The organism is Microcoleus sp. PH2017_28_MFU_U_A, from assembly GCF_020738035.1.
In the GTDB taxonomy this organism is placed as follows: Bacteria; Cyanobacteriota; Cyanobacteriia; order Cyanobacteriales; family Microcoleaceae; genus Microcoleus.
The window spans coordinates 17,623-40,136 of the sequence record NZ_JAEQCX010000051.1; the positions used below are offsets into that span (position 1 = coordinate 17,623).

21 protein-coding genes and 1 riboswitch are annotated in these 22,514 nt (G+C 43.5%); of the genes, 6 read left to right on the forward strand and 15 right to left on the reverse strand.

The features are described 5' to 3' along the window. Positions 1–169: 169 nt before the first annotated feature. The 3 genes from JGK14_RS12850 to JGK14_RS12860 are packed head-to-tail and all read right to left on the reverse strand — an operon-like array spanning position 170 to position 2,279. Positions 170–1,318 (reverse strand): SAM-dependent methyltransferase, encoded by a 1,149-nt coding sequence (locus JGK14_RS12850; RefSeq protein ID WP_293185353.1) that lies wholly within the window; start codon positions 1,316–1,318, stop codon positions 170–172. A 38-nt stretch (positions 1,319–1,356) separates the two neighbouring features. Beyond that, positions 1,357–1,911, reverse strand: coding sequence for a hypothetical protein (locus JGK14_RS12855; RefSeq protein WP_293185355.1), 555 nt, complete (start codon positions 1,909–1,911; stop codon positions 1,357–1,359). Continuing rightward, positions 1,908–2,279: a hypothetical protein gene (locus tag JGK14_RS12860; RefSeq protein ID WP_293185357.1), complete on the reverse strand. Its 372-nt coding sequence runs from the start codon at positions 2,277–2,279 to the stop codon at positions 1,908–1,910. The genes JGK14_RS12855 and JGK14_RS12860 overlap by 4 nt, the downstream gene beginning before the upstream one ends. Before the next feature lie 429 nt (positions 2,280–2,708). On the opposite strand from JGK14_RS12860, the gene JGK14_RS12865 reads away from it, so the two are divergent. The 3 genes from JGK14_RS12865 to JGK14_RS12875 are packed head-to-tail and all read left to right on the forward strand — an operon-like array spanning position 2,709 to position 5,445. Continuing rightward, the gene (locus JGK14_RS12865; protein WP_293185359.1) at positions 2,709–3,773 is read left to right on the forward strand and encodes a metal ABC transporter substrate-binding protein; all 1,065 of its coding nucleotides are present in this window, start codon (positions 2,709–2,711) and stop codon (positions 3,771–3,773) included. A gap of 41 nt (positions 3,774–3,814) precedes the next feature. Continuing rightward, complete coding sequence (locus JGK14_RS12870; RefSeq protein ID WP_293185361.1) at positions 3,815–4,591, forward strand: metal ABC transporter ATP-binding protein; 777 nt, start codon at positions 3,815–3,817, stop codon at positions 4,589–4,591. After that, entirely contained in the window at positions 4,591–5,445 is an 855-nt protein-coding gene (locus tag JGK14_RS12875) for a metal ABC transporter permease (RefSeq protein WP_293229459.1), read from the forward strand. Before JGK14_RS12870 ends, JGK14_RS12875 begins: the two co-directional genes overlap by 1 nt. 52 nt (positions 5,446–5,497) lie before the next feature. Here JGK14_RS12875 and JGK14_RS12880 read toward each other — a convergent pair whose 3' ends face one another. The 9 genes from JGK14_RS12880 to JGK14_RS12920 form a co-directional block, all read right to left on the reverse strand. Continuing rightward, positions 5,498–6,091 carry a Uma2 family endonuclease gene (locus JGK14_RS12880; RefSeq protein ID WP_293229456.1) on the reverse strand — a complete coding sequence of 198 codons (594 nt, stop codon included), beginning with the start codon at positions 6,089–6,091 and terminating at the stop codon, positions 5,498–5,500. Between the two features lie 206 nt (positions 6,092–6,297). Further along, positions 6,298–8,448 carry a leucine-rich repeat domain-containing protein gene (locus JGK14_RS12885; protein ID WP_293252025.1) on the reverse strand — a complete coding sequence of 717 codons (2,151 nt, stop codon included), beginning with the start codon at positions 8,446–8,448 and terminating at the stop codon, positions 6,298–6,300. 90 nt (positions 8,449–8,538) lie between these two features. Continuing rightward, a complete protein-coding gene (locus tag JGK14_RS12890) occupies positions 8,539–10,635 on the reverse strand; it encodes an SPFH domain-containing protein (RefSeq protein ID WP_325315148.1) in 2,097 nt (698 codons plus the stop codon). Between the two features lie 231 nt (positions 10,636–10,866). Then, the gene (locus JGK14_RS12895; RefSeq protein ID WP_325315149.1) at positions 10,867–11,919 is read right to left on the reverse strand and encodes a DUF2207 domain-containing protein; all 1,053 of its coding nucleotides are present in this window, start codon (positions 11,917–11,919) and stop codon (positions 10,867–10,869) included. Between the two features lie 270 nt (positions 11,920–12,189). Further along, positions 12,190–12,384, reverse strand: coding sequence for a hypothetical protein (locus JGK14_RS12900; protein WP_293185374.1), 195 nt, complete (start codon positions 12,382–12,384; stop codon positions 12,190–12,192). Next, positions 12,302–13,192, reverse strand: a complete 891-nt coding sequence (locus JGK14_RS12905; RefSeq protein WP_293185375.1) for a DUF2207 domain-containing protein — start codon at positions 13,190–13,192, stop codon at positions 12,302–12,304. The genes JGK14_RS12900 and JGK14_RS12905 overlap by 83 nt, the downstream gene beginning before the upstream one ends. Before the next feature lie 194 nt (positions 13,193–13,386). Next, positions 13,387–14,187, reverse strand: a complete 801-nt coding sequence (gene cbiQ, locus JGK14_RS12910) for a cobalt ECF transporter T component CbiQ (protein WP_325315150.1) — start codon at positions 14,185–14,187, stop codon at positions 13,387–13,389. Next, positions 14,184–14,516 carry an energy-coupling factor ABC transporter substrate-binding protein gene (locus JGK14_RS12915; RefSeq protein WP_325315151.1) on the reverse strand — a complete coding sequence of 111 codons (333 nt, stop codon included), beginning with the start codon at positions 14,514–14,516 and terminating at the stop codon, positions 14,184–14,186. The genes cbiQ and JGK14_RS12915 overlap by 4 nt, the downstream gene beginning before the upstream one ends. Before the next feature lie 4 nt (positions 14,517–14,520). Beyond that, entirely contained in the window at positions 14,521–15,279 is a 759-nt protein-coding gene (locus tag JGK14_RS12920; protein ID WP_293199114.1) for an energy-coupling factor ABC transporter permease, read from the reverse strand. 22 nt (positions 15,280–15,301) lie between these two features. Continuing rightward, a riboswitch (cobalamin riboswitch) is annotated at positions 15,302–15,465 on the reverse strand. Between the two features lie 194 nt (positions 15,466–15,659). Between JGK14_RS12920 and JGK14_RS12925 the strand changes: the two genes are divergently transcribed. Together JGK14_RS12925 and JGK14_RS12930 are read left to right on the forward strand one after the other, a co-directional pair. Beyond that, positions 15,660–16,334 (forward strand): Uma2 family endonuclease, encoded by a 675-nt coding sequence (locus tag JGK14_RS12925; RefSeq protein ID WP_293185379.1) that lies wholly within the window; start codon positions 15,660–15,662, stop codon positions 16,332–16,334. Between the two features lie 249 nt (positions 16,335–16,583). Then, positions 16,584–18,158 (forward strand): FAD-dependent oxidoreductase, encoded by a 1,575-nt coding sequence (locus JGK14_RS12930; protein ID WP_293220847.1) that lies wholly within the window; start codon positions 16,584–16,586, stop codon positions 18,156–18,158. Between the two features lie 203 nt (positions 18,159–18,361). Here JGK14_RS12930 and JGK14_RS12935 read toward each other — a convergent pair whose 3' ends face one another. Together JGK14_RS12935 and JGK14_RS12940 are read right to left on the reverse strand one after the other, a co-directional pair. After that, positions 18,362–20,518: a pentapeptide repeat-containing protein gene (locus JGK14_RS12935; RefSeq protein WP_293199119.1), complete on the reverse strand. Its 2,157-nt coding sequence runs from the start codon at positions 20,516–20,518 to the stop codon at positions 18,362–18,364. A gap of 25 nt (positions 20,519–20,543) precedes the next feature. Then, positions 20,544–20,858 (reverse strand): hypothetical protein, encoded by a 315-nt coding sequence (locus JGK14_RS12940; protein WP_293185382.1) that lies wholly within the window; start codon positions 20,856–20,858, stop codon positions 20,544–20,546. Positions 20,859–21,142: 284 nt separating this feature from the next. On the opposite strand from JGK14_RS12940, the gene JGK14_RS12945 reads away from it, so the two are divergent. Beyond that, a complete protein-coding gene (locus JGK14_RS12945; RefSeq protein WP_293193162.1) occupies positions 21,143–21,592 on the forward strand; it encodes a hypothetical protein in 450 nt (149 codons plus the stop codon). 50 nt (positions 21,593–21,642) lie between these two features. On the opposite strand, the gene JGK14_RS12950 is transcribed toward JGK14_RS12945, so the two are convergent. Then, a complete protein-coding gene (locus JGK14_RS12950) occupies positions 21,643–22,290 on the reverse strand; it encodes a Uma2 family endonuclease (protein ID WP_293210994.1) in 648 nt (215 codons plus the stop codon). Positions 22,291–22,514: the final 224 nt, after the last annotated feature.

The following is a 22,514-nucleotide window of genomic DNA, read 5'->3' on the forward strand; positions in this document are numbered from 1 at the left end:
GGGTGGGCTTCTAGCCCGCACAAAAATTAAATTTAAATACTGTCATACGTTAATATGTCATTGCGAGCTCTTAGCGAAGCAATCCCCGAGATTATGCGATTGCTTCGCTAGGAGCTCGCAATGACAATGACAGCAATTTGTATAGACGCGGTTTCAACCGCCCAATCTTCTATTTGCTGCGTTCATCTTTTTCTCTCAACTGCCAAAGTTGAATCTCATAACAAAGATGCTTTTCAAATAGTTGACTCGCCTCCAATCCTTCAACCACCAATTTCTTAAACCAGCGGCGAAATATCCAACGCAGAATTTTATGAATCGGCGGAACCGCGATCGAAATTAAATCTGCAACATAAATCATTGTGTTCAGTCCATACCTGCGGAAAGTATCGACATACAAATCAATTGTTGGTACAATATGAGCAGAAATATCCTCAGCTTTTACTAAATTAAACCCCGCTTGCATCAATGCAGATTCCAGTTCTTCCACAACATGACAGTTAGAAAACATTCCTTCTGTATAATCACGATTAGAGCGCAACATATCCGCAAGCAGTACGTATCCTCCAAGATTGAGCACCGCCGCCGCACCTTTAGCTATATCGACAGCAGACATATATTGACTGCTTTCGCTAAAGAGGACTAAATCGTAGGAATGGGTGGCTTGGAAGTCTTCAAATTTGGTGAGGTGGAAGATGGCGCGATCGCCTGTACACTTCAGAAAGCGCTGTTGTTGGAACGGATCGGGCGCTAGTCCTTCGACTCCAAAAGCGCGATCGAGCAAATAAGCCGCATTTCCCCCAATCCCGCATCCTACATCTAGGACAGTCTTAATGTCTTTCGGGATAAAATCTAACAACTTATCCGTATAAGCTTGCTGGGCGATGCGTAGCCGCGCGAGTGTTAGTTCATCAGCGGGCACAGGTAAGGTTTCCCAATAGCCATAGTGAAGATAGGGAGATTCTGTCAAGCCCAAATAGTAATTCAGCGCTGCATTTTGGTAGCGAGTTACTTTGGAAATTTCGATTGATGGTGATTTCGGCATAGGGAGAATTGAATAAACTTTAGGATTTCCGGGAGGGTTAAAATTCTTCCCAGTGCTTGCATATATGTTAATAGCACGCGAACCGCATAAATTGCCAACTTTTGCCACAAAATCCCAAATTTTCTTGTCATTCGTGATCGACAAAAACACAATTACATAGTTGAGTTCGTAGGTGGCAATGATTTCGAGCAGACTTGAAACAGTATTTTCCTCTAGTTTTAGCTGTTGCAAATAAGCATTAGCCTGCAACCAGGAAGTGAATCGCCAATCATACAATATCTATACTCAAATTAACAAAGTTATTAATTAGAGTATTATAAAGTAGCTGCTACTGTTTCACGTACAGAATCAAGAAAGTGAACAATCTCCTGCATAACTGAAGACGATCGCAAAATCTCAATATCTTCATTAGTCAAATGATCGATTATTTGTGAGCGATCGTGAATATTTTCTGATCGGGCAATCAATTCTTCTAAAGCTTTTCTAGGTTGACAAACTGCCAAGTCAAGTACATCTTGAGGAGGAATGTATCCTATCAACCGCGAAAGCAAAGAGACATCTTGAAAAAAGATAATTTCTATTTCAGGAACAGCAGAAACTACTTTAAATGGTGTCTTACCCGCTACAAATTCAAGTATTTCTTCAATATCGTTGCGACGTAATTCAACTAACTCCGGTACTACTGAATCTGCATCAAATACGATCAGAACTGGTACTCGCCGCCGCACAATTAAAGACATAGCTAGTGACTTAATATTATATACTTTACCACCAACAACAACTCCCACATCAGTGAGTAAATTTTCTGGTAGCACAGTTTTAAGTAGTTGTGCATCAAAAGCCCCTTCACAAAGAATGTAAGTAATCATTGAATATCTCCCTCGATAACGTTGTAATTAGGCAATCCTTCTTCTACACAGGCACGGTATTTTAAAGTTAATAGTTCGCAAATTTTTTCCTGTTCTAAGGCATATTTTAGTTCTGCTCCATTCCACATCAGAATCGCCTGTGGCAGCGAAAAGTATGAAAGGCTAACAGCCGCATTGGTGAACCCAGTACGACTAAAAATTAATCCAACTGTACCTGCGGGACGACGTAAAAGTTGATTGCGAAGTTTAGCAATAGGAGTAAGATCAACTGTTTTGTCTGCAAAATCTTTGCTTTCAACTAAACAAGAAAGTCCCACACAATGGACAGCGCCATCAATTTGTTCGACTACCTCATCAAAAAGTGTCACGCTGTAAGGCCATTTTACCTCTGCACCATCAAGTTGAAATGCTCGGATAATCAGGTACTCAAAGGCTTTACCCGCGTCCCATCCTGGAGTGCTACGATTCTCGATATTGTTCCATAGAGTTCGTAACTCATCCCAAAGAATGATTGAATCATTCTTTGGTAATCTTTTTCCGCAACCAACTATAATACCTCAGCAATTATACACTTTTCAATCAGCGATCTATTTAAGTTTATCATATTCAAAACTTGTGGGTAGGCATCGCGTCTCCCCAAAACAGGCTTCTCACTGAAGAGTCTATTTTGCTGATCCGATCGCCTATTTACCCTCACTGTTCATGCTTCTTTCATTTTCCCCGATTCTGTGATAAATTTAAATAATGAAAAGATTATGAAAATTAGCGATAGTCGATCGGGCTGTCTGCCGTAATCTGTGGCAAATTTAGCTAGCATTTTGGAATATATGCTCAAAAAGCGTCAAATTATGACTCCATCTCGCCCTTTCCCCCTATCTCTCCTCTCCTCTCCCGTTTGGAAACAATATCAGATGATTGGATTGGGGCTGTTGCTGGGAGTGTGCGTCACCGCGTGCAACACTCAGACGACGGTAGAGCCTCAAACCAATCAAAATCGAGATTCTAGCCCTACTGCCACCGATTGGTTCCGAAAAGACAAAAAAGTCATTCTCACCACCTTTACGGTGCTGGCAGACATGGCGCAGAACGTCGCTGGTGACAAGCTAACTGTTCAATCCATCACAAAGCCTGGGGCGGAAATTCACGGCTATGAAGTCACTCCTAGCGACTTAAAACGAGGGCAAGGTGCTAGTCTAATTTTGGATAACGGATTGAATTTAGAACGTTGGGCAACTCGATTTTATAACAGTTTGCCAAAAGTTCCTCGCATTACTGTCAGCGAAGGAATCAATCCCATTAATATTGCCGAAGATTCCTACAAAGGTAAACCGAATCCTCATGCTTGGATGTCACCTAAAAATGCCTTAATTTACGTTAGAAATATTCGCAGAGCTTTATCAAATGCCGATCCAGCCAATGCTGCAACCTATGAAGCGAATTCGACAAAATACAGTCAGCAAATTGAAGCGATCGATGAAAAGCTCAAACAAGCTATCTCAGCGATTCCGCCAGAAAAACGCTACATAGTAAGTTGTGAAGGCGCCTTTTCTTACATTGCGCGCGACTACGGCTTGAAAGAAGTTTATATTTGGCCTGTAAATGCCGAACAGCAATCTACACCGAAACAAGTTGAACGGGTGATTAATACAGTCAAAGCAAACAAAATCCCCGCCGTATTTTGCGAGAGTACCGTCAGCAACGAAGCACAGCTTCAAGTAGCAAAGGAAACCGGGGCAAAATTTGCCGGGGTGTTTTATGTCGATTCCCTCTCTCCATCGGAAGGCCCTGCATCAACCTACCTTAAGATGCTTGAATACAACGTCAATACTTTGATAAAAGGACTACAGGGTAATGGGGGATAGGGCATTGGGCATTGGTAATTTGGTAATTTGGAGAAATTGGTATGGATAGAATCAGTATTGACATTGAAAATGTCACGGTTGCTTATCATGGTAAAGTAGCCTTGCACAGAGCCTCTCTGCAACTTAAAGCGGGGACAATTTGCGGTTTGGTGGGGATGAATGGTGCGGGAAAATCAACCCTGTTTAAGGCAATTATGGGGTTTGTGAAGCCAAACACCGGACGAATTTTAATTAATGGCTTGCCGATCCGTCAAGTGCAAAAAAGCAATCTGGTTGCCTATGTGCCTCAGTCGGAAGAGGTAGATTGGAATTTCCCGGTGAACGTTTATGATGTGGTGATGATGGGGCGCTACGGCTACATGAATCTGTTGCGGATTCCGCGTTCGATCGACAAACAAGCGGTGCGAGAAAGCTTGGAAAGGGTGGAAATGTGGCCCATGCGCGATCGCCAAATCGGAGAGTTATCCGGGGGACAAAAGAAACGCACCTTTTTTGCGCGGGCTTTGGCGCAACAAGCAAAGGTTTTACTGCTAGATGAACCCTTCGCCGGAGTTGATATCAAAACCGAGAAAATGATGATTGATTTGCTGATGGAATTGCGTCAAACAGGCCATACAATTCTGGTTTCAACTCACGATTTAGAATCGATTACTACATTTTGCGACCAAGTAGTATTAATTAATCGCAGTATTCTCGCCTACGGCAACACCTCAGAAGTGTTTACAGAAGAAAATCTTTCCCGCACCTTTGGCGGTTCGGTTGGTGATTTTTCGTCTGCAAAAAGTCGGTTAACTCAAGTGAATCGGGAGAAGCAATAATGGACTTAATTCAGTGGTTTACCGCACCGTTGCAGCATGAATTTATGGTGAAGGCGATTTTAGTCAGCGCCTTAGTAGGGATTGTTTGTTCGGCGCTTTCGTGCTATATGACTTTGAAGGGATGGGCTTTGATGGGCGATGCGGTTTCCCATGCGGTGATGCCGGGGGTTGTGATTGCTTATGTGCTGAATATTCCTTTGGCGGTGGGGGCGTTTTTGTTTGGCGTGGGCTCCGTAATTGCGATCGGCTTTATCAAAGCAAAAACTCGCGTTAAAGAAGATACAGTGATTGGTTTAGTGTTTACTGGATTTTTTGCCTTTGGTTTGGTGTTAATTTCTAAAGTCAGAAGTTCGATCGACTTAACGCATATCTTATTTGGCAATGTCTTAGGTATTTCCGATTCAGATATTGTTCAAACTGTGATTATTAGTGTCATTACCTTAGTGACGCTGGCAATTTTACGCAAAGATTTAATCCTGTTTTGTTTTGACTCGACTCACGCGCGATCGATCGGTTTAAATATCACTTTCCTTTATTACGTGTTGCTGTCTTTGCTATCGCTGACAGCAGTTGCGGGACTTCAGACAGTCGGGATTATTTTAGTAGTAGCAATGTTGGTAACTCCGGGGGCTACGGCGTATTTATTGAGTGATAATTTTGACCATATGACGCTAATTGCGATGACTTCGGGAGTATTTTCTAGCGTAATGGGAACTTATATCAGCTATCACATTGATGGTTCGACAGGCGGATGTATTGTGGTGCTGCAAACGCTGCTGTTTGTGTTGGCGATGGTTTTTGCCCCGAAATATGGTTTGTTGGTGAGATCTAGGGACTCAGGGGCGATCGATTAATCAGAGTGGGCGGTTAAAACTGCTCCAATACAAACCAAATCCGCCTCGATATTTAAGCCGGATTTGGTGTCACATCAAACTCAATATTTTCATACAAATCTGCCACAGAAAATTCCACAGGAATAGAAGTTAATGCAACTCGATCGCCCGCACAGCTATATTCCGAAAAAATCCACTTATTCGCGTCAGTTTTAGAATATTGCTGCACCTGTAGCCGATATTGGTCAATTAACAAATACTCCTGAAAACTCGGAATACTGCGATAAGCAGCAAACTTATCATCGCGATCGTAAGCTCTAGTACCTTTAGATAGCACTTCAGCAATCAGCAGGGGATTGGTAATTGTATCAGTGCGTCCAGATTGAAGTTCGATCGGTTTCGCCGCCACTATCAAATCCGGGTAAGTGTAATTATTAAGCTGGGGAACCCAAAGCCGTTGATCCGAACTAAAAGTCCGATATGGTTTCCCTTTTAACGCCAGTTTCAGCGCCCCACCTAAATTAAGGGCAATTTCATTGTGATCCGGTGAACCGCCAGCCATCAGAATAATCTCCCCATTGATAAATTCATGCCGATCCACAGAATTGACTTCAGCTTCTAGATATTCTTCAGCCGTGTAGGTTTTGGTTTCAACTTGCGCGATCATACACAACTCTCTCCTTAATCGACTGATTCCAGTTTATCATAAAAATTATTCTAATTCAATGTAAAAGTCCATAGATATTTGACCCTAGACTGCTTAAATAATTCGGCAATGTCGATATTACCATATTGTTTCGAGGCCTAGCCTCCAGATAGGTATTCCCAGGCTCTGCCTGGGAACGAGAGAAAGTTTTATGGTTTAGTTGATGATTACCACTTGCAGATAGACTCTGGCTTGAGAGGACAAGTTTTGGGGGCGATCGGATTTCCGCTAAGTCGGAGTTTTGTCAGTTTAGTCAAAGATTGCAATGGTTTGATGTCGCTGATTTTATTGTCATCAATGTGTAGCCAATCTAGTTTAGTCAAGAATTGTAAGGGCTTGATATCGCTGATTTTATTGTGATTAAGGATAAGATCAGTCAGATCTGTCAAAGATTCTAGCGGTTTAATATCGCTGATTTGATTGTGATCAAGGATGAGAAGAGTCAAATTATTCAAAAATTTTAGCGGTTTGATGTCGCTAATTTGATTGTTACTTAGATCTAGATTAATCAGCTTAGTTAAAGATTCTAAACTTTTAATGTCGCTTATTTTATTATCACTGAGTCTGAGTACAGTCAATTTAGTTAATAATTGCAATGGTTTGATATCGCTGATTTTATTGTTGCTGAGACTGAGCATAGTCAGGTTAGTCAAGGATTGTAATGGTTTGGTGTCGCTGATTTGATTGTTGTCGAGACCGAGTTCAGTGAGGTTAGTCAAAGATTGCAATGGTTGGATATCGCCGATCCTATTATTGTAGAGACCGAGATTAGTCAGCTTGGTTAAAGATTGCAATGGTTTGATATCACTGATTTTATTATCGCTGAGACCGAGATTAGTCAGATTAGTCAAGGATTGCAACGGCTTTATATCGCTGATTTGATTTTTGTGGATTAAAAGTTTAGTCAGGTTAGTTAAGGATTGCAAGGGTTTGATGTCAGTGATTTTATTGTCGCCCAGATCGAGTTCAGTCAGTTTAATTAAAGATTCTAGCGGTCTGATGTCACTGATTTGATAGAATCTGAGTTCGAGTTTGGTAAGACTCAAAAGTTTTTGATTAGCGGAATTGCACTCAGTAGTCCCTGCTTTTTTTAAAAGTACCTCAACAGTATGTTTATCTTTGGGACTCAAAAAAGGTTGAGCGCGGCACCAATCTGCAAATGTGCGTAGAGTATCTTTTGGTTGCTTCTGGGTAATTGACGGGGAAGGTCTATTTCCAGATAATCCTAGAAGGGCAACGGCATTTGAACCCAGTTTGACCTGAGTCAGTTTAGTCAAAGATTCTAAAGGTTTGATATCGTTGATTTGATTTTTTTCGAGGTCGAGTTCAGTCAGTTTAGTCAAATATTGCAAGGGCTTAACGTCACTAATTTTATTGTTATTGAGGTAGAGTTTAGTCAGTTTAGTCAAAGATTGCAATGGTTTGATATCGCTAATTTTATTGTTGTTGAGATCGAGTTCAGTCAGTTTGGTCAAATATTTTAAGGGTTTAATGTCGCTTATTTCATTATTTTTGAGAAAGGCTCCTTTCAGTTTAGTCAAAGATTGCAAGGGTTTAACGTCGCTTATTTTATTATTTACAAGCCTTAAGTAACGCAGGTAAGTCAAAGATTGTAAGGGTTTAATGTCAGCGATCTTATTGTTTTTGAGATAGAGCTGATCCAGTTCAGACAAAGATTGTAATGGTTTGATATCGCTAATTTTATTATTATCAAGGTCTAGTATCATCAGGTAAGTCAAAGACTGCAATGGTTTAATATCGCTGATTTTATTGTCGCTGAGGATGAGACAACCCAGGTTAGTCAAAGATTGTAATGGTTTAATATCGCTGATTCTATTGTTGTTAAGAGTGAGCCACATCAGGTTAGTCAAGGATTGTAATGGTTTGATATCGCTGATTTGATTACCACTAAGCCTGAGTTCTGTTAGGTTGGTCAATGATTGCAATGGTTTGATGTCAATAATTTGATTATTGCTAAGTTCGAGGTCAGTCAGTTTAGTCAAGGATTGTAATGGTTTGATATCAGTGATTTTATTGTCGCCCAGATCGAGTTGCGTGAGACTCGAAAGTTTCCGATTGGCTGCATTGCACTCAATAGTTCCTGCTTGTTCCAACATCACTTCAACAGTAATTTGAGTTTCAGGACTTAAAGAATCTTTTTCGCGACACCAATCACCAAATGTTTTGTTTCCCGATCGCATCTGTGGAAATGACAAAGAAGATATATTTCCGCATGATGATAGACCGATCGCACTAAAAGCAACTACCGCCACCAACCTTGACAAATTCACGTATTTCTGCATAACCATAAACTTCATAATTTTGCACCTCTAATTCCCTAAATAGTAAAGTTTTAGACAAAAAGCCTTCAGAGAGGACAGTCGTCCTCTCTACCAATTACACTCAACTCAAATATCTAACAATTCACCAAATGCTGCATCAATATCAGTCTCAGCAACAGCCACAGACTGAGCAACTGGCGAATGATTAGGAGACTCCGGCGACTCCACCGAATGCACTTTTACTACTGGTGATTCGGCCACATGTTCCACAACAACAGACTTAGACTTCTTGACATTAATTACGGGTGATTGTGCTCCATTTTCTTCATTTTTACTGGTTTCATTCCGCAGCAACATTGCCATCAAACCGTCCAACAAACCCCCACTACCGCCGTTACCATTGACTGTGACATCGGGAACAACGCGAACGCTACCATCCGAAACCGCTTGCATCAATTGCAATAGCGTGTAACTCTGCGTACCGAGAGCGTTGACACCAACTTGATAAGCATCCGCTTTTGCTTGTCCCATTAACCGAATCCCTTCTGCTTCACCACTTGCGTGTTCGATCGCAGCAGTTGCACTCAATTGAGCAATTTTCACCCCTTGTTCCGCCGCTACCACCTGATTTTGAATATTGGCGATCGCAGTTGCGCGCACCAATTCTTGACGCTGATACTCTGAAATCCGCTGTACTTCGTAGGTTTTTTCCTGTTCCTGAGCAATTTTGCGATCGGTCAATGTTTGCATCAACTCTGCTGGCGGCGAAATCAAACCGATCAGCGTGTCCACAGCCTGCACGTCATAGGCACGTAGGGCTTGACGGACGTGTTCGGCGGCCTCTGCTTGGCGTTCGCTGCGTGCGATTAAAAAGTCGAGAATCGTATATTCTTGAGCCGAATTCCGAAAGTAATTGCCCACAATTGGACGCAGCACTTGGTCAATCAGATTTTGCATCGAACCTTGCCGCGAAATGACTCTCGGTGCATCCAAAGTACCGATATGAATGATTTGAAAAACTTCTAACTCAAAGGTAAATCCGTCAAAAGAAAGCAATTTCAAAGCGCTTAATTTCGAGTCGTAGCCGTGTTCTCCGCTGAACCGTGTTGTGAAGTTTAAAACTACATCAGTAGTGGGAACAAGTTCGACTTTCATCACCTTTGTATTGATCGGATGTTTGCCTGGGTAAAGCGGTTCTACCCACACGCCTTTATCACCTTTGTTGACAAGATTTCCGTGGGTGAAAGCCACACCACTTACATCTTTGTGCGATTCTCCCACATAGGAAATGACTACGCCGACATAGCCGATCGGCACTTCGGTCATTTTGACCTCTTCAACTTTCACAAACCAAGGGTTCAGGTTCCAAGAACCGGATAAAATTACCTGTTCTTGCAAGCCCCTGCGCCCGCCACCTTTGATGAAGGATTGCGCTTTTTGGAAGTTGTCGTGACCGGGAATAATCGGCCCAGCGATTTCACCTTCATCAATCGGAACCCCGTCGAGCACGTTGGCGATTCCCACGAGATCCGGAGCAAGTTTGTATAGATGAAGTTCTGATGGCTGCATACCTTTTGCAGCGGCATTAGCTGAAGTAATCACCTCAAATACAGCCGTATTGATTCGATAAGTACCAGTAGTGAGAATTGCTAGTTGCCGTCCTTTTTCGCCACCGTCGGTGAGGAATTTGCGAGCATTTTGGTAGTTGTCGCAATCGACGACTTTGCCTAAAATGCGATCGGAAGGAATGGTGGCTCCGTCATTAGCAATAATTAAACCAATTTCATCTTGAGGGACTACAACAACAGGTTCTTTGCGAACGCTATATTGCCAGGGAAAATAACCAAAATGCCAGCCGGGAGGAAGGGTATCTGCTTGCAAACCTCCTTCGCCATCGAGTGCAATTAATCTACTGGATGGCAAGTTTTTACTGGAGAATTTCTTGGTAACAATGCCTACTTCTCGTTCGCCGATCGCAATTAAGCCCAAAGTCCAACCAATTTTGGGGATAAACATGAACACAAGGAACATTGCGCCTACGGGAAAGATCCAAATCGGGATGGTAAAACCTTCTTCTGTCGCTGGTTGGACTGGTTGGGGTTGGGGAGGTGGCGGATTGGTTTGTGCGGGAGTTGGTGGGGCAAAAGTGCCTGCTAGTGCGATCGTGGTTGCGAAAGATGCTGCTAAGGGTAAAAGCTTGCGAAGCCAACGTGATTTAGTCATAGTTTTTAAGCTGCTTTAAGCGAAAAGGTACGGGAAATTTGTTTACTACAATCAGTATTCAATAGATTTCTGTTGGAGTCAATTCATTAAAGTCATGAGTTATGCTCATAAAAGTCATATTTGGAATATGGGTGGCCAGAAACCGGGTTTTTTCCGAAAGACTTCGTTTATAATCCATAGATTAGCTAAAAACCCGGTTTCTTTGGTTGTGATGCGTAACTCCTGTTGATATCAACCACCACCACCACCACCGCCGCCACCGCCACCACCGCCACCACCGCCGCCACCGCCGCCACCACCGCCATCACCACCGCTACTAATGATAATGACTGGAATTACTTCTTCGTACTCCTGATGGTAAGAGCAGTTTCCACAGTGATGGGTAACATACCTGTTTCCTGAAGTGCTAGTAGTTGCAGGAATCAAAACTTGATAAGTCCGTTTAAGATTGAACGTTTTGCACTCAGGGCATTGTCGATCATTGATTGATTTCTTGATTCCTTGGTAAATAATGACGCTGAAAGTCAACACAAAGAGAAGAATCATCAACGGAAAAAACACTACGGACATAAACAATACCAAACCAACTAGCAAAAAACCGATTACACCCATTATGTTATTTATGAAAGAGCCTTCTCCTCCCTGGTTGCCACTTTGTTGCCAACCAGGTGTAGGTACATTCAGAATCGCCTGCGGAAATGTAATCTGCACTTCTAATTCTTGTTCGGGTTGAATAGGCTGACTTGCCACAAATTCAAAGGTTTTCGGATCTACTTGACGAGGAACTGCTGCTGCACCAAAATTCGTAAACGAGAGAACTTTGCCTGACAAAGCATCTGGTAAATTCACCGTAACTTTTCCCGTATTAACTGGCGCTTTGCGACCCGCTGCAATCGCTTTCCAATAAACTAGAGTATTCCCACCATCTAACTGCAATCCACCTACCACACGATATTTGATGACAAAAGTATGTGAGTCTGGTGGTTTTAATTCATGTTGCCAGCGAATCCAAAGTTGATTGTTTTCAATTCCCGTGCTGCTGGCAATTATTTGATTATTTTCGGCAACGGTCACATCTTGAATTGCATCGACTTTATCTAACGGAATATAGCGATACCGTTCATTGTTGTATGCTGCTGTGAATACATATTTTTGCGTTTCCGTAACTAACATATCTCCGTTGGTCTGAACATCGATCGCAACATTGATGTTGTCCCAGTAGAACGGTAGTTGTTGGGCTGCTGCATGAGTTACTGTGACTAACAGTAGGCTTAATGAAGCCATTAAGCAAAAAACTATTTTTTTGAGGAGTCGTTTATTTATCATAGGATTTCCACAAGATAAGTGTTGACTACAATTATTCAACAGTTATCTTGTGGAGTCAATTCATTAAAGTCATGAATTATGTTCATAAAAGTCATATTTTGAATATGATTTTGTAGGGAGTGCGATCGGTTTATCTCAAAATCAAGCAAATTCGGACACGGAAATGCCATTTCCCTACCCGATTATTTGTAGGGAAACGGCACTGCCGTCTCCTAAATTTGGGTGATATCAATATATCAACGGATAGTCAGAAACCGGGTTTTTTCCGAAATACTTCGCTATAACCCACAGATTAGCTAAAAACCCGGTTTCTTTGATTGTGGCGTAAGTCCCGTTGACATCAACCGCCACCACCGCCACCACCGCCACCACCGCCACCGCCGCCACCGCCACCGCCACCGCCACCACCGCCGCCACTGTCATAGTCGCTACCACCGCTACTAAGACTATCACTGCGAGCACTGCCACTAATCGAAAACATCACAAACCCGAACCAAAACATTACAAAAATCATGGGAAAGCCCGCTTTTTCCGAAGTAGATTGAGATTGATTACCATTTTGTTGCCAAGTAGGTTGACGTATATTCAGAATTGCCTGGGGAAATGCAATCTGCACTTCTAATTCTTGTTCGGGTTGAATAGCCTGACTTGCGACAAATTCAAATGTCTTAGTATCTACTTGACGAGGAACTGCTGCTGCACCAAAATTCGTAAAGGAGAGAACTTTCCCTGACAAAGCATCTGGTAATTTCACCGTAACTTTTCCAGTATTAACTGGCGCTTTCCGACCCGCTGCAATGGCTTTCCAATAAACTAAAGTATTCCCACCTTCTAGCTGCAATCCACCTACCACGCGATATTTGATGACAAAAATATGTGAGTCTGGCGGTTTTAATTCATGTTGCCAACGAATCCAAAGTTGATTGTTTTCAGTTCCAGTGCTACTCGGAATTATTTGATTGTTTTCGGTAACGGTCACATCTTGAATTGCATCGACTTTATCTAAAGGAATATAGCGATATCGTTCATTGTTGTAGGCTGCGGTGAATACATATTTTTGCGTTTCGGTGACTAACATATCTCCGTTTGTCTGAACGTCGATCGCAACATTGATGTTGTCCCAGTAAAACGGTAGTTGTTGGGCCGCTGCATGAGTTACTGTGACTAACAGTAGGCTTAATGATGCTAGTAATGAAAAAGCTATTTTTTTGAGGAGTCGTTTATTTATCATAGGATTTCCACAAGATAAGTGTTGACTACAATTATTCAACAGGTTTCTTGTGGAGTCAATTCATTAAAGTCATTGATTATGTTCATAAAAGTCATATCTTCAGTCAGGATAGAGGAGACGGCAATGCCGTGTCCCTACCCAAAATCATATTGTAGAGACACGGCACTGCCGTCTCCTCATTTCTTTATTTATTTTCAACTTTGAAATAACACACTTAACAAAGTTAAAACCGTGCACCCAAACACGGCTTCAAATGTATATCTTCGCGAAGTTTTGTAAGGGGAAGAATGCCAAACCCGCAATTCTCCATTAAAGCCACGCGATGCTAAACTCAACGAAACTTGACGGTAATTTACCAAAGTTCGCTGAAGTAATTGCCCGATTAAAATGCCTAAACTACGCATTCCCAGTTTCCAAGTGCGATAGCCACAGCGCGAGTTTTGGGCGATCCAAAGTTCATCTGCGATCGCCAATAAGCTAAAAATAAACCGATACATCAACAACAAAAGTTCTGTCAACAACGGCGGAAAGCGCAATTTTCTGAGGATTTGCAAGGTTTCTGTGAATGGCACCGTCAACAGGATGAAATACATACAACTTGTCGATGCCAAGGTGCGCGGGAATAACAGACTCACTTGGTATAAGCCAGTGCGACTCACATACAGATACAAATTGCCGATGCTAATTCCCCAACTTTGCCAAATATCCCACTGCATTGTCTGGATTTGATTTAACTCAATTCCATTAATCGCCAAAGCAGGCAAACTCGTCAACAAAAACATCAACGGTAGCGACAACAACCGCAGATATAGTTTCCCCGGAATGCCCGCGTAGATGATGATCCAGACTGCTAACCAAAGGCCGATCGACAATTGGACGATCGCCCCAGACAGCAGAGATAGAATCAAAAGGGCGATCGCAAACGATAATTTGTGAGTTGGCGGCAACCCACGCAAACGATTGGTGTAAGCCAGACTATCAATCTGATGATTCATTCCAGCGGCGATTTATCATCAGATTGCTGAGATTGCGATCGACCTTTATAAAGCCCGATCGCATATCCGATCACACCAGCCCCCAGCGCCGCTTGAGTCGCAAATAATAAACTGGCAATTTCAGCGCTAGGCGGTTCAAACAAATGATTAAACCAAGGTTTATAGCCCGGTTGAATTTCCGTAATTGCTTTCTGTGCGCGATCGTCCGATCCGCCGTATTCACCCCGCACAAAAACTAGGGGAATCACCGCAAGGGCGACAACTGCAATTACTAACATCCAATTTTGTTGCGAACTAGCTTGCTGATTTTTTGTAGGTTTTTGATTCACGACTTTATGACTCCTGTTTCAATAATTTCAGAATTTCTAACTCTGGTTTTCCGTAAGAATGCAGCCAATTCCAAACCAATAAAGTCAGCAATCCCTCACTAATCGCCAGAGGTACTTGAGTAATCGCAAAGATACTAGCAAACTTGAGAAACGAAGCCATAAAACCGCCACTCGCTGCCGGAAAAGCCAATGCCAACTGCATCGAAGTCACCACATAAGTCAGCAAATCTGCCAAAGCAGCCGCACAAAAAATTGCCAACCTTTGTTTACCAGTTCGCATCAGCAATTGATAGATAAAATATGCAGCAAACGGCCCAACAATCGCCATCGAAAACATATTCGCCCCCAACGTTGTCAGCCCGCCGTGCGCTAACAATAACGTTTGAAACAACAGCACTAAAGCACCAAGTACAGCCATCACCGAAGGGCCGAACAAAATTGCACCCAAACCCGTACCCGTTGGGTGAGAACAACTCCCCGTTACCGATGGAATTTTTAAAGCAGAAAGCACAAAAGTAAACGCACCCGCCAAAGCTAGTAATAATTTAAGTTCCGGGTGTTCTTTGGTGATGCGAGTAATTTCACGCAAACCCAACACAAAAAAAGGCAAAGCCACCATCCACCAAAACGCAGCCCATTGTACAGGCAAAAAACCTTCTGAAATGTGCATAGCAGCGGCCGGTGTTGCCGAACCCAAGACAAGATAACAACTCAAGCCAGCCATCAATCCCAGGCTGACTAATTTCCGATTTCGCGCCTTCATCAAGTACCTCGCGGATGAGACTATGTGAACCAACACATCGGCGGGCGTTCTGACTTGAGAGGTAGAGGACTGAAGTCCTTACTACAAACCTCATTACAGTTGCGGGACAGCGTTGGATTTGCACCAAACTTTCCCCGTTTCCTCTAATGGCTGTTCCCCATTAGAACCGACTGCTTAGACATAGTTTAGTCGATCGCGCAACTCTGGGCCGATATTTTACAAAAATTAATTCAGATCAAATAAGTCAATATTACCTATCATCTTGCTTTTCTTCCTTTTCTTACTTAGCGTCTTTGCGATCCATAATATTCTTAATCAAATACAAAAGAACACCCAACAACTCAATGCTATAATATTAATGAGTTTTGAGAAAAGCCGCCATGTTAAATTACAACTTCCCGAAGCACTGGCCCTCAGCAGAAGAACTACCAGACTCAGATGAAACACCAGTGGATAACGAACTGCAAGAATTAATACCAGGATTGCTGAAAGCAATATTGCTCATAATTTGGGCAGAACGCATGGACTGGTTTTTTGGCATAGATATGGGTCTTTACCATCACCCTGACAAACCAGCTATTGTGCCAGATGCTTTCTTGAGTTTAGGTGTGGAAAGGTTTTATGACGAAGAATTGCGTCCCAGTTACGCGGTATGGGAGGAAAAAGTGATGCCAACTTTTGTCCTCGAAGTTGTTTCCCCAACTTATCGCAACGAATATACCGCCAAGTTGGAAGAATATCAAAGTTTAGGCATACTTTACTATGTCATTTATTCTTCTCGCCGCCGCAAACCCCGTTTGGAAGTACATAAGTTAGTCAATGGCAAGTATGAGTTACAGCCAGGAAATCTAGTTTGGATGCCAGAAATTGGTTTGGGAATTGGTTGTGAAAGGGGCAATTATTCTGGGGTGACAAGGGAATGGTTGTATTGGTACGATGCGGATGGCAAACGCTATCTGACTCCTGAAGAACAGGTGAAGGAATTAGCCCAGCGCGCCGATCGACTAGCTGAACGATTGCGCGAGTTGGGGATAGATCCTGATAATATAAGCTAATTGAGAGGAAAGAGTGCCAGAATGACGCAGCCTGCGGGCGATCGCCAACCGAGTTTTTTCACCGATCGCGATCGCCCTAAACGCAAGATTTTCCCGAAAATCCCGATTTTTGCGTCCCGAAATGTGTGAAAATTATCAAAAAAATTAGGAAAGATGCGGCCTTATTTGGAACAGACAGAGAGTTTGATGGCAAAAATTGAGATGCAGATCGACAAAATGGCGATCGGGAGACGTGATTAAATAATGCTCATGGATCTACGTTCTTACGATATCATCTGCTTTGGTGATGAAGTTCCAGGAGTTCTAGCTGTTATCTCAGCAGCCAGAGAATACCGCCGCCGGACAAAGCTTTATCCGCGAGTTTTGCTGATGTCTAAAGGAAGCTTGCAAGAAGGAATTGGCGGACATTTAGTCAGAGGCGGCCTCGCTTATTTAGATCGAAGTCAGGTTAGTCAAGAACTCCAAAAATCTTTAAATTTAGACCCCTTCGGTTCACCGCCGACAATCTATAAAGAATTCCTGCAAAAATCTGGTGTCAGCGCGATCGCCCTTGACCCCAGCAAAGCCACCGCAGCCCTGAAAGCAATGCTGGTACAAGCAGGAGTTGCACTCCTGGGCAAAGTAGAAATTAAATCAATCAATAAAGAAGGCAAAAAAATTACTAGCATAATTACCTCAAAAGGGACAGTTTATGTAGCAAAACAATTTATTGATGCCACTGTCAATGGCGAATTAGCTCAAGCCGCAGGTGTGCGAAAGCTGAATGGATTTGAAACCTTTGGTTTGCCTAACTCAGAACTTCCAGTCACCCTAGTTTTTGAAACTCAAGGACTCAGTGTCAGAAGACTGAAAGAACTCGATTATATTTATCTAAAACGCTTCACAAACCTTGCCGATTCTGAGGCTCAAAAATTTTTGCTGTCTGCTGCGGGGAAAGATGCCAAGCTAGCAGAAGAACTCCGCCTGGAAATGATCGACACCAGAGGAAATCTCAAAACTCTGTGGGCGGGCAACGATTACATTGATGTGCGATCGCCAGCTTTGTCTGTAGCATACCACTCTTTTAGAGGCAGAAAGCTATCTTTTTCTGAAACTGGCATAATTTTAGACGAAGGAAATATCGCCATACTTCCAGACGAAAGACTTTCGTGGAATGCGCTGTTATTTGCAGTCACTGGTAGCGAAGCAGAAGCCTTAGCGAGAAACGGGAGCAAACCCACAGCTAATATGCAAAAAGAGATGTCATTTCTGACCACTTGGCTGAAAAGTTTGGGGGCTACCTATGTTACTCCGGCTTCAGAACTTTATATCAGACACGCCGGGAATGTGACGGGAGTTGTAGAACCTTTAATAGGCGCACAAATGCTGCGTGGTGGCGTACCAGCTACTGAAGCACTGGGAACATTTAGCTATCATTTTGATGTCCGGGGAGGCATTCCGGGGATTGGCGACAAAGCAAAGAGTCGAGGGTGGTTTAAAAGTCTGATGTTCCAACAGCCTACCTTCAATATTGGCATCCGCCACGCATTAATGAACAATGTTCCTAACCTGGCAGTTGTCAGTCCCTGTTCTGGATTTGAAGGGCTAGCTTGTGCTGTGGGCAGAATTGTAGAATTCAATGTAGCAGTTGGTCAAGGTGTCGGTATTGCGGCCGTTAATGCCATTCTCAATAACAAAAATTTAGCCGATATATCTAACCGAGAAGTCAGACAAGTTCTAGTTGAAACAGGCCAGTTACCTAAAATTTTTGGAGTTGCAAACAATGCTGATGGAATGCTATTAGCACAATTCGAGACTCTTGTAAGTGCCGATGCCATTGCATAATAAAGCACTTCTCAAAAGGTAAGGCACGTTGTTGGGCTTCAGCCCTTCTTATAAGGTACGTTGTTGGGCTTCAGCCCTTCTTATCTAATTGGTAGTATGTGGAGCCATCCATCCTACCAAAAAAAGACAGAAAAATAAAGGTTCGTAGTGAGGGCTTTAGCCCGCAAAAAAGAAGGACTAAAGTCCTCACTACGAACCAAGTCTTAATTTTTTGGCGGGCACTTCGGATGAGTCCCTCCCTGCAAACAAATGTAAGCAATTTGACTTTGATCTAAATTCTTAACCTCCGCAAAATTAATACCTTGGAATCGACCTGATTTGCTACCAGCCTGACTTTGAATAAACTGATCCGAAGTCCCCTTCCCCAGGAAAACAGCGCCTTGAAAATTAGCTCCCGCTAAATTCGCACCTCTAAAATCAACCGAACTCACGTCCGCATTCCGCAAATTAGCATCTTGCAATCGAGCATCTTTTAAATTCGCGTTGGCAAGTTTAGCCGAACTTAAATCAGCATTTTGTAAATTTGCGCCGCTCAAATCAGCACCGGACAAATCAGCACCTTGCCATTCCGATTTAGACAAATTTGTTAAAGATAACTGAGTGCCTTGAGCCTTGACTTTGCCCAAACGCGCACTTTCTAAATTGGCTCCCGAAAAATTGGCGCTGCCGATATCTGCCCCGGTAAAGCTTGCCTCTTTTAACATTGCTTGCTGCAAATTCGCCCCAATTAAAAGACTGTTGCTAAGATTAGCTCCATTCAAATTTCCGCTTGACAAATTAGCTTTGTTCAGAACAGCGCGCACAAAAGTAGTGCGGTTCATTACGGCGCTGTTAAAAGATGCTCCGGTTAAATTTGCTCCTTCAAAATTAGCTTCGCTTAAGTCAGAAATCCAATCGTCAAATGTGCCAGGACGCCTGTCTTCGCCGGTGCCATAAAAGCGAATTCCCTGCAAGCTGGCATTTGTTAAATTGGCTTTTCTCAGCTTAATTCCTGATAAGTCAACTTTGTCTAATACTAAAGTAAACTGACCCGGGCCGGCAGGACTTTGACCTAAATCTGTGCGGCTCAGATCGGCGCCGTTGAGCTGGCTGCTATACACTGTGAGAATTTTGCCGATCGCCCTTTGCACTGTTCGCTGGCGGGTAGCCGCTAACTCGCGTTCCGGAGTCTTTCCACCGTAGCGCAGGGATTCGAGGTCATTGCTGAGGGCTTGGTTCAACCGCTGCAAATCAGGTAAAGCTTTCGGCCCGGTACTGACTAAAGCTTGCTGGATCGCGTCCAGCATCGCCTTGCTTTCTTCTTGAGCCAGCAAATCCGCTAACAGGGGTACGGCGCGGGAGTCTTCCACCGCCCCCAAAGCCAAAATAGCCGATCGCCTCCCCGATGTTCCGCTAGCCGAAGCAGGAGACAATTTGCTAACTAAAGCTACAAATAACTCGTCATTCCGCTGCCGAGAATCCCGCAAATTAGCTTGACTTTGAGTGTAGATCAGAGTGCCAACAAACAAACTTAAAATCAATCCCGCACTGCCAATAGTAACTATCACTAAAGTTGTCCCCGGATGTTGGCGAATCCAATTCCACAGACTGGGATCTTCTTTCATATTGGTTTCTGGAGTCAAAACCAAAGCCGCAATTTGCGCGTCTTCCTCAGTCCAATCTTGACTCTGGACAGGATTGGGTGACAGTTGGTGCGATTCCCTACGGGATAGCTTCGCTTCACGACTATTGACCACCAAAGTATTCGCAAGGCGATCGTGCCCCGATTGCCGTTTGTAGCGCAATCCAAAAGCGCCATCTGCCAGCACTGCCAAGCCGCTCAACGCCCCTAAAATGATTAAATCTGGAAACGCGCCAGTCAAGCGCCAAACCCCGTAAGCGACGCCCAGAGGCACTCCCCAGCGCCCCAAACTTTCGCGAACCAGCACCCGCGCCCAACCCGGAGGAGTACCCGAGGCTGTGACAACTTTCACTCCGAACCAGCGTTTCGGGAGAGTTTGACCGATTCTGGCGAGCAAAAACAACTGCCACGCCGCTAAAGCTGCCGGCGCCAGCAGCGCCCCCGACCAGAATAGATTAGTTAGGGGTGCAACTCTGGGGTTGCGATCGCGCACGGGGATGGCCAAAACACGGGCAACAGTTTCCGATGCTGCTGCTACCGAGGGATTGAGTGGCACGGTTTGAGCTTCTTTGTTAACCAGTGCCCCGATACTGAAGGGAACCAGGGCGCTAGCTGCGATTAACGAAATTTCAACAGTCCAAGCGCCACACCGGCGAACCAGCAGTGGCATTGGCTGGGATTGTCTTTGCCAAGACGGATCGGGTTGATTAATATCACCGGGTGCAGTTGGGTTAGACATATTTATAATTTCCTATTGTTAATCCTTAGTTGGAGGAATCAGGAGATATTGCCAATTTATACGCTATGTAGATTAGCACTCCGAGAACGCCAAGAGTCATCACGGCGGAAAGTAGCTGTACGATACTATTGAAGACTGTCAGAACAACGATCGCTCCGACGGCAAAGACTGCCACCTGTCCCGGTTTGGGGAGTTTCTGAAACTTCTCTAGAGATTGATTGTAGAAGGTTCCGATCGCTTGATAGCTGTCTGGATTTTGTTGGATGAGAGGCGATCGTTCTAGTTTAGCTTTGAGTTCTCCGATCGCTTGCTGCCAATTGAAGTTATTTTGAGGATTCATAAAAAAAATCAGTAGTTAAGTAGAAGGAAGAAGTCATTAGTCATTAGTCATTAGTCATTAGTCATTAGTCATTAGTCATTAGTCATTAGTCATTGGTCATTAGTTAACTGTCAACTGTCAACTGTCAACTGTCAACTGTCAAAGACATACACAGCAAGCTTGTTAGCGATCTATATTTTACTTTAATTAGGTAGATTTTACTTGATTGAGATCCACGTGTTTGGAACCGCAATTATCATCTATCGTCTAAAGAAGTAGGACTAAATGCCATTGTGTGAGGACATATGAAGATACACTGTGCGGGCGATCGCGACAAACGGTGGTTTAGCCCGATCGTAACCGTAGCCTTGGCAATGATTTTAGCGGATGCCGGAGCTATTCGGAGCCAACCGTTGCAAATTGCTCCAGGATTTCCCGAACCGCTGAGAGTTTCGGGAGTTTCCGGCGGCCCGAACAATAGTGGCGACTGCGGTTTCGTAGCCCAAAGCCCCAACCAAGTCATCGAAGTAACCCAGGATTTGCCTTACTGGCGGATTGCAGTACAAACTGCGGGAGCTCCCAGTTTGATGATTCAGGGGCCGAGGGGTCGTTTCTGCGTCCTACCGGCGAATGCTGCTGCGGGGAATGTAGAATTTTCTGGTTATGGAGACAAGGGGACTTACGTGATTTTCGTGGGCGATCGATCGCAAGGTCAACACCCTTATTCTCTCTCAATTTCCCAACAGCGAAATTAACAATATAACGGGATGATAACGCTTGGTGTCAAAAAACAGAAGATTTCATATCAATTTTGTACTTGCTCTCTAACCCATTTGCGAAACAATCGGAGAGTTTGACTCGTCCCCGCGGTTTGACTTTGTTCGCAATATTGAGAAATCGCTTCAATAATTGGCAGATTGGGAAATATCGGACTAAATTCCGATTCAACATATTTCCCATCTTCAAGAACATTAATCTCAAGCCTTTTATTTTCATAGCGCCAGATTTCCGGGACTCCCAGCGCCTCGTAAGCATCCAGTTGAGTCTTGGAAGTGAGATCGACTTCAATTGCTAAATCCGGCGGCGGATCGACAGTTAAGTCGATGCGCTTTTTGCCAATCATTCGAGCGTAATTCTGGATGTAAAAACATTCATCAGGCTCAATTCCTTGCAACATACTTTTTCGTTTGAAAGTCGTCGAACCAAATGGTTCAAAGTCAATTTCAAGTTCCTCAAACAAAATTTTTACTAAATAGCCAATAATAATTTTAGCCTTCTCATGTTCTGGTAGGGGCATCCTAATCTCCAAAGTTCCTTGACTGTAAGCTATTCTAGAGCCACGGTGTTCTCCCAACTCCTCTAAAATCGCCTCAAATTCCTGCCAGTTGACATCGTTCAACAGCAGTCTATGTCCTGGCGGCACACTGATTTGCCTTAATTGCAGCGTTACCATTTCAACCTCCGATTTATTTAAATTTATTATAACTTGTGCATTAAGGTATGTTGTTGCGCTTCAGCGCTCTTTCTTATACATCAAGCAGTACGGTTCACTTAAGATTGGTAGTCAAAGGTACGTAGTTGCGCTTCAGCGCTCTTTCTTATATATAGAGCAATACAGTTAACTGAAAACTGGTAGTCAAAGGTACGTAGTTGCGCTCAGCGCTCTTTCTTATATAT

What these genes read in the sequence shown, in the direction of transcription:
- JGK14_RS12930 (WP_293220847.1), top strand. Translation starts at nt 16,584, where the DNA reads ATGGATCTACGTTCTTACGATATCATCTGCTTTGGTGATGAAGTTCCA.
- JGK14_RS12935 (WP_293199119.1), bottom strand. Translation starts at nt 20,518, where the DNA reads ATGTCTAACCCAACTGCACCCGGTGATATTAATCAACCCGATCCGTCT.
- JGK14_RS12880 (WP_293229456.1), bottom strand. Translation starts at nt 6,091, where the DNA reads ATGATCGCGCAAGTTGAAACCAAAACCTACACGGCTGAAGAATATCTA.
- JGK14_RS12940 (WP_293185382.1), bottom strand. Translation starts at nt 20,858, where the DNA reads ATGAATCCTCAAAATAACTTCAATTGGCAGCAAGCGATCGGAGAACTC.
- JGK14_RS12945 (WP_293193162.1), top strand. Translation starts at nt 21,143, where the DNA reads ATGAAGATACACTGTGCGGGCGATCGCGACAAACGGTGGTTTAGCCCG.
- JGK14_RS12875 (WP_293229459.1), top strand. Translation starts at nt 4,591, where the DNA reads ATGGACTTAATTCAGTGGTTTACCGCACCGTTGCAGCATGAATTTATG.
- cbiQ (WP_325315150.1), bottom strand. Translation starts at nt 14,187, where the DNA reads ATGAATCATCAGATTGATAGTCTGGCTTACACCAATCGTTTGCGTGGG.
- JGK14_RS12905 (WP_293185375.1), bottom strand. Translation starts at nt 13,192, where the DNA reads ATGATAAATAAACGACTCCTCAAAAAAATAGCTTTTTCATTACTAGCA.
- JGK14_RS12950 (WP_293210994.1), bottom strand. Translation starts at nt 22,290, where the DNA reads ATGGTAACGCTGCAATTAAGGCAAATCAGTGTGCCGCCAGGACATAGA.
- JGK14_RS12855 (WP_293185355.1), bottom strand. Translation starts at nt 1,911, where the DNA reads ATGATTACTTACATTCTTTGTGAAGGGGCTTTTGATGCACAACTACTT.
- JGK14_RS12890 (WP_325315148.1), bottom strand. Translation starts at nt 10,635, where the DNA reads ATGACTAAATCACGTTGGCTTCGCAAGCTTTTACCCTTAGCAGCATCT.
- JGK14_RS12900 (WP_293185374.1), bottom strand. Translation starts at nt 12,384, where the DNA reads ATGACAGTGGCGGCGGTGGTGGCGGTGGCGGTGGCGGTGGCGGCGGTG.
- JGK14_RS12870 (WP_293185361.1), top strand. Translation starts at nt 3,815, where the DNA reads ATGGATAGAATCAGTATTGACATTGAAAATGTCACGGTTGCTTATCAT.
- JGK14_RS12920 (WP_293199114.1), bottom strand. Translation starts at nt 15,279, where the DNA reads ATGAAGGCGCGAAATCGGAAATTAGTCAGCCTGGGATTGATGGCTGGC.
- JGK14_RS12885 (WP_293252025.1), bottom strand. Translation starts at nt 8,448, where the DNA reads ATGAAGTTTATGGTTATGCAGAAATACGTGAATTTGTCAAGGTTGGTG.
- JGK14_RS12925 (WP_293185379.1), top strand. Translation starts at nt 15,660, where the DNA reads ATGTTAAATTACAACTTCCCGAAGCACTGGCCCTCAGCAGAAGAACTA.
- JGK14_RS12895 (WP_325315149.1), bottom strand. Translation starts at nt 11,919, where the DNA reads ATGGCTTCATTAAGCCTACTGTTAGTCACAGTAACTCATGCAGCAGCC.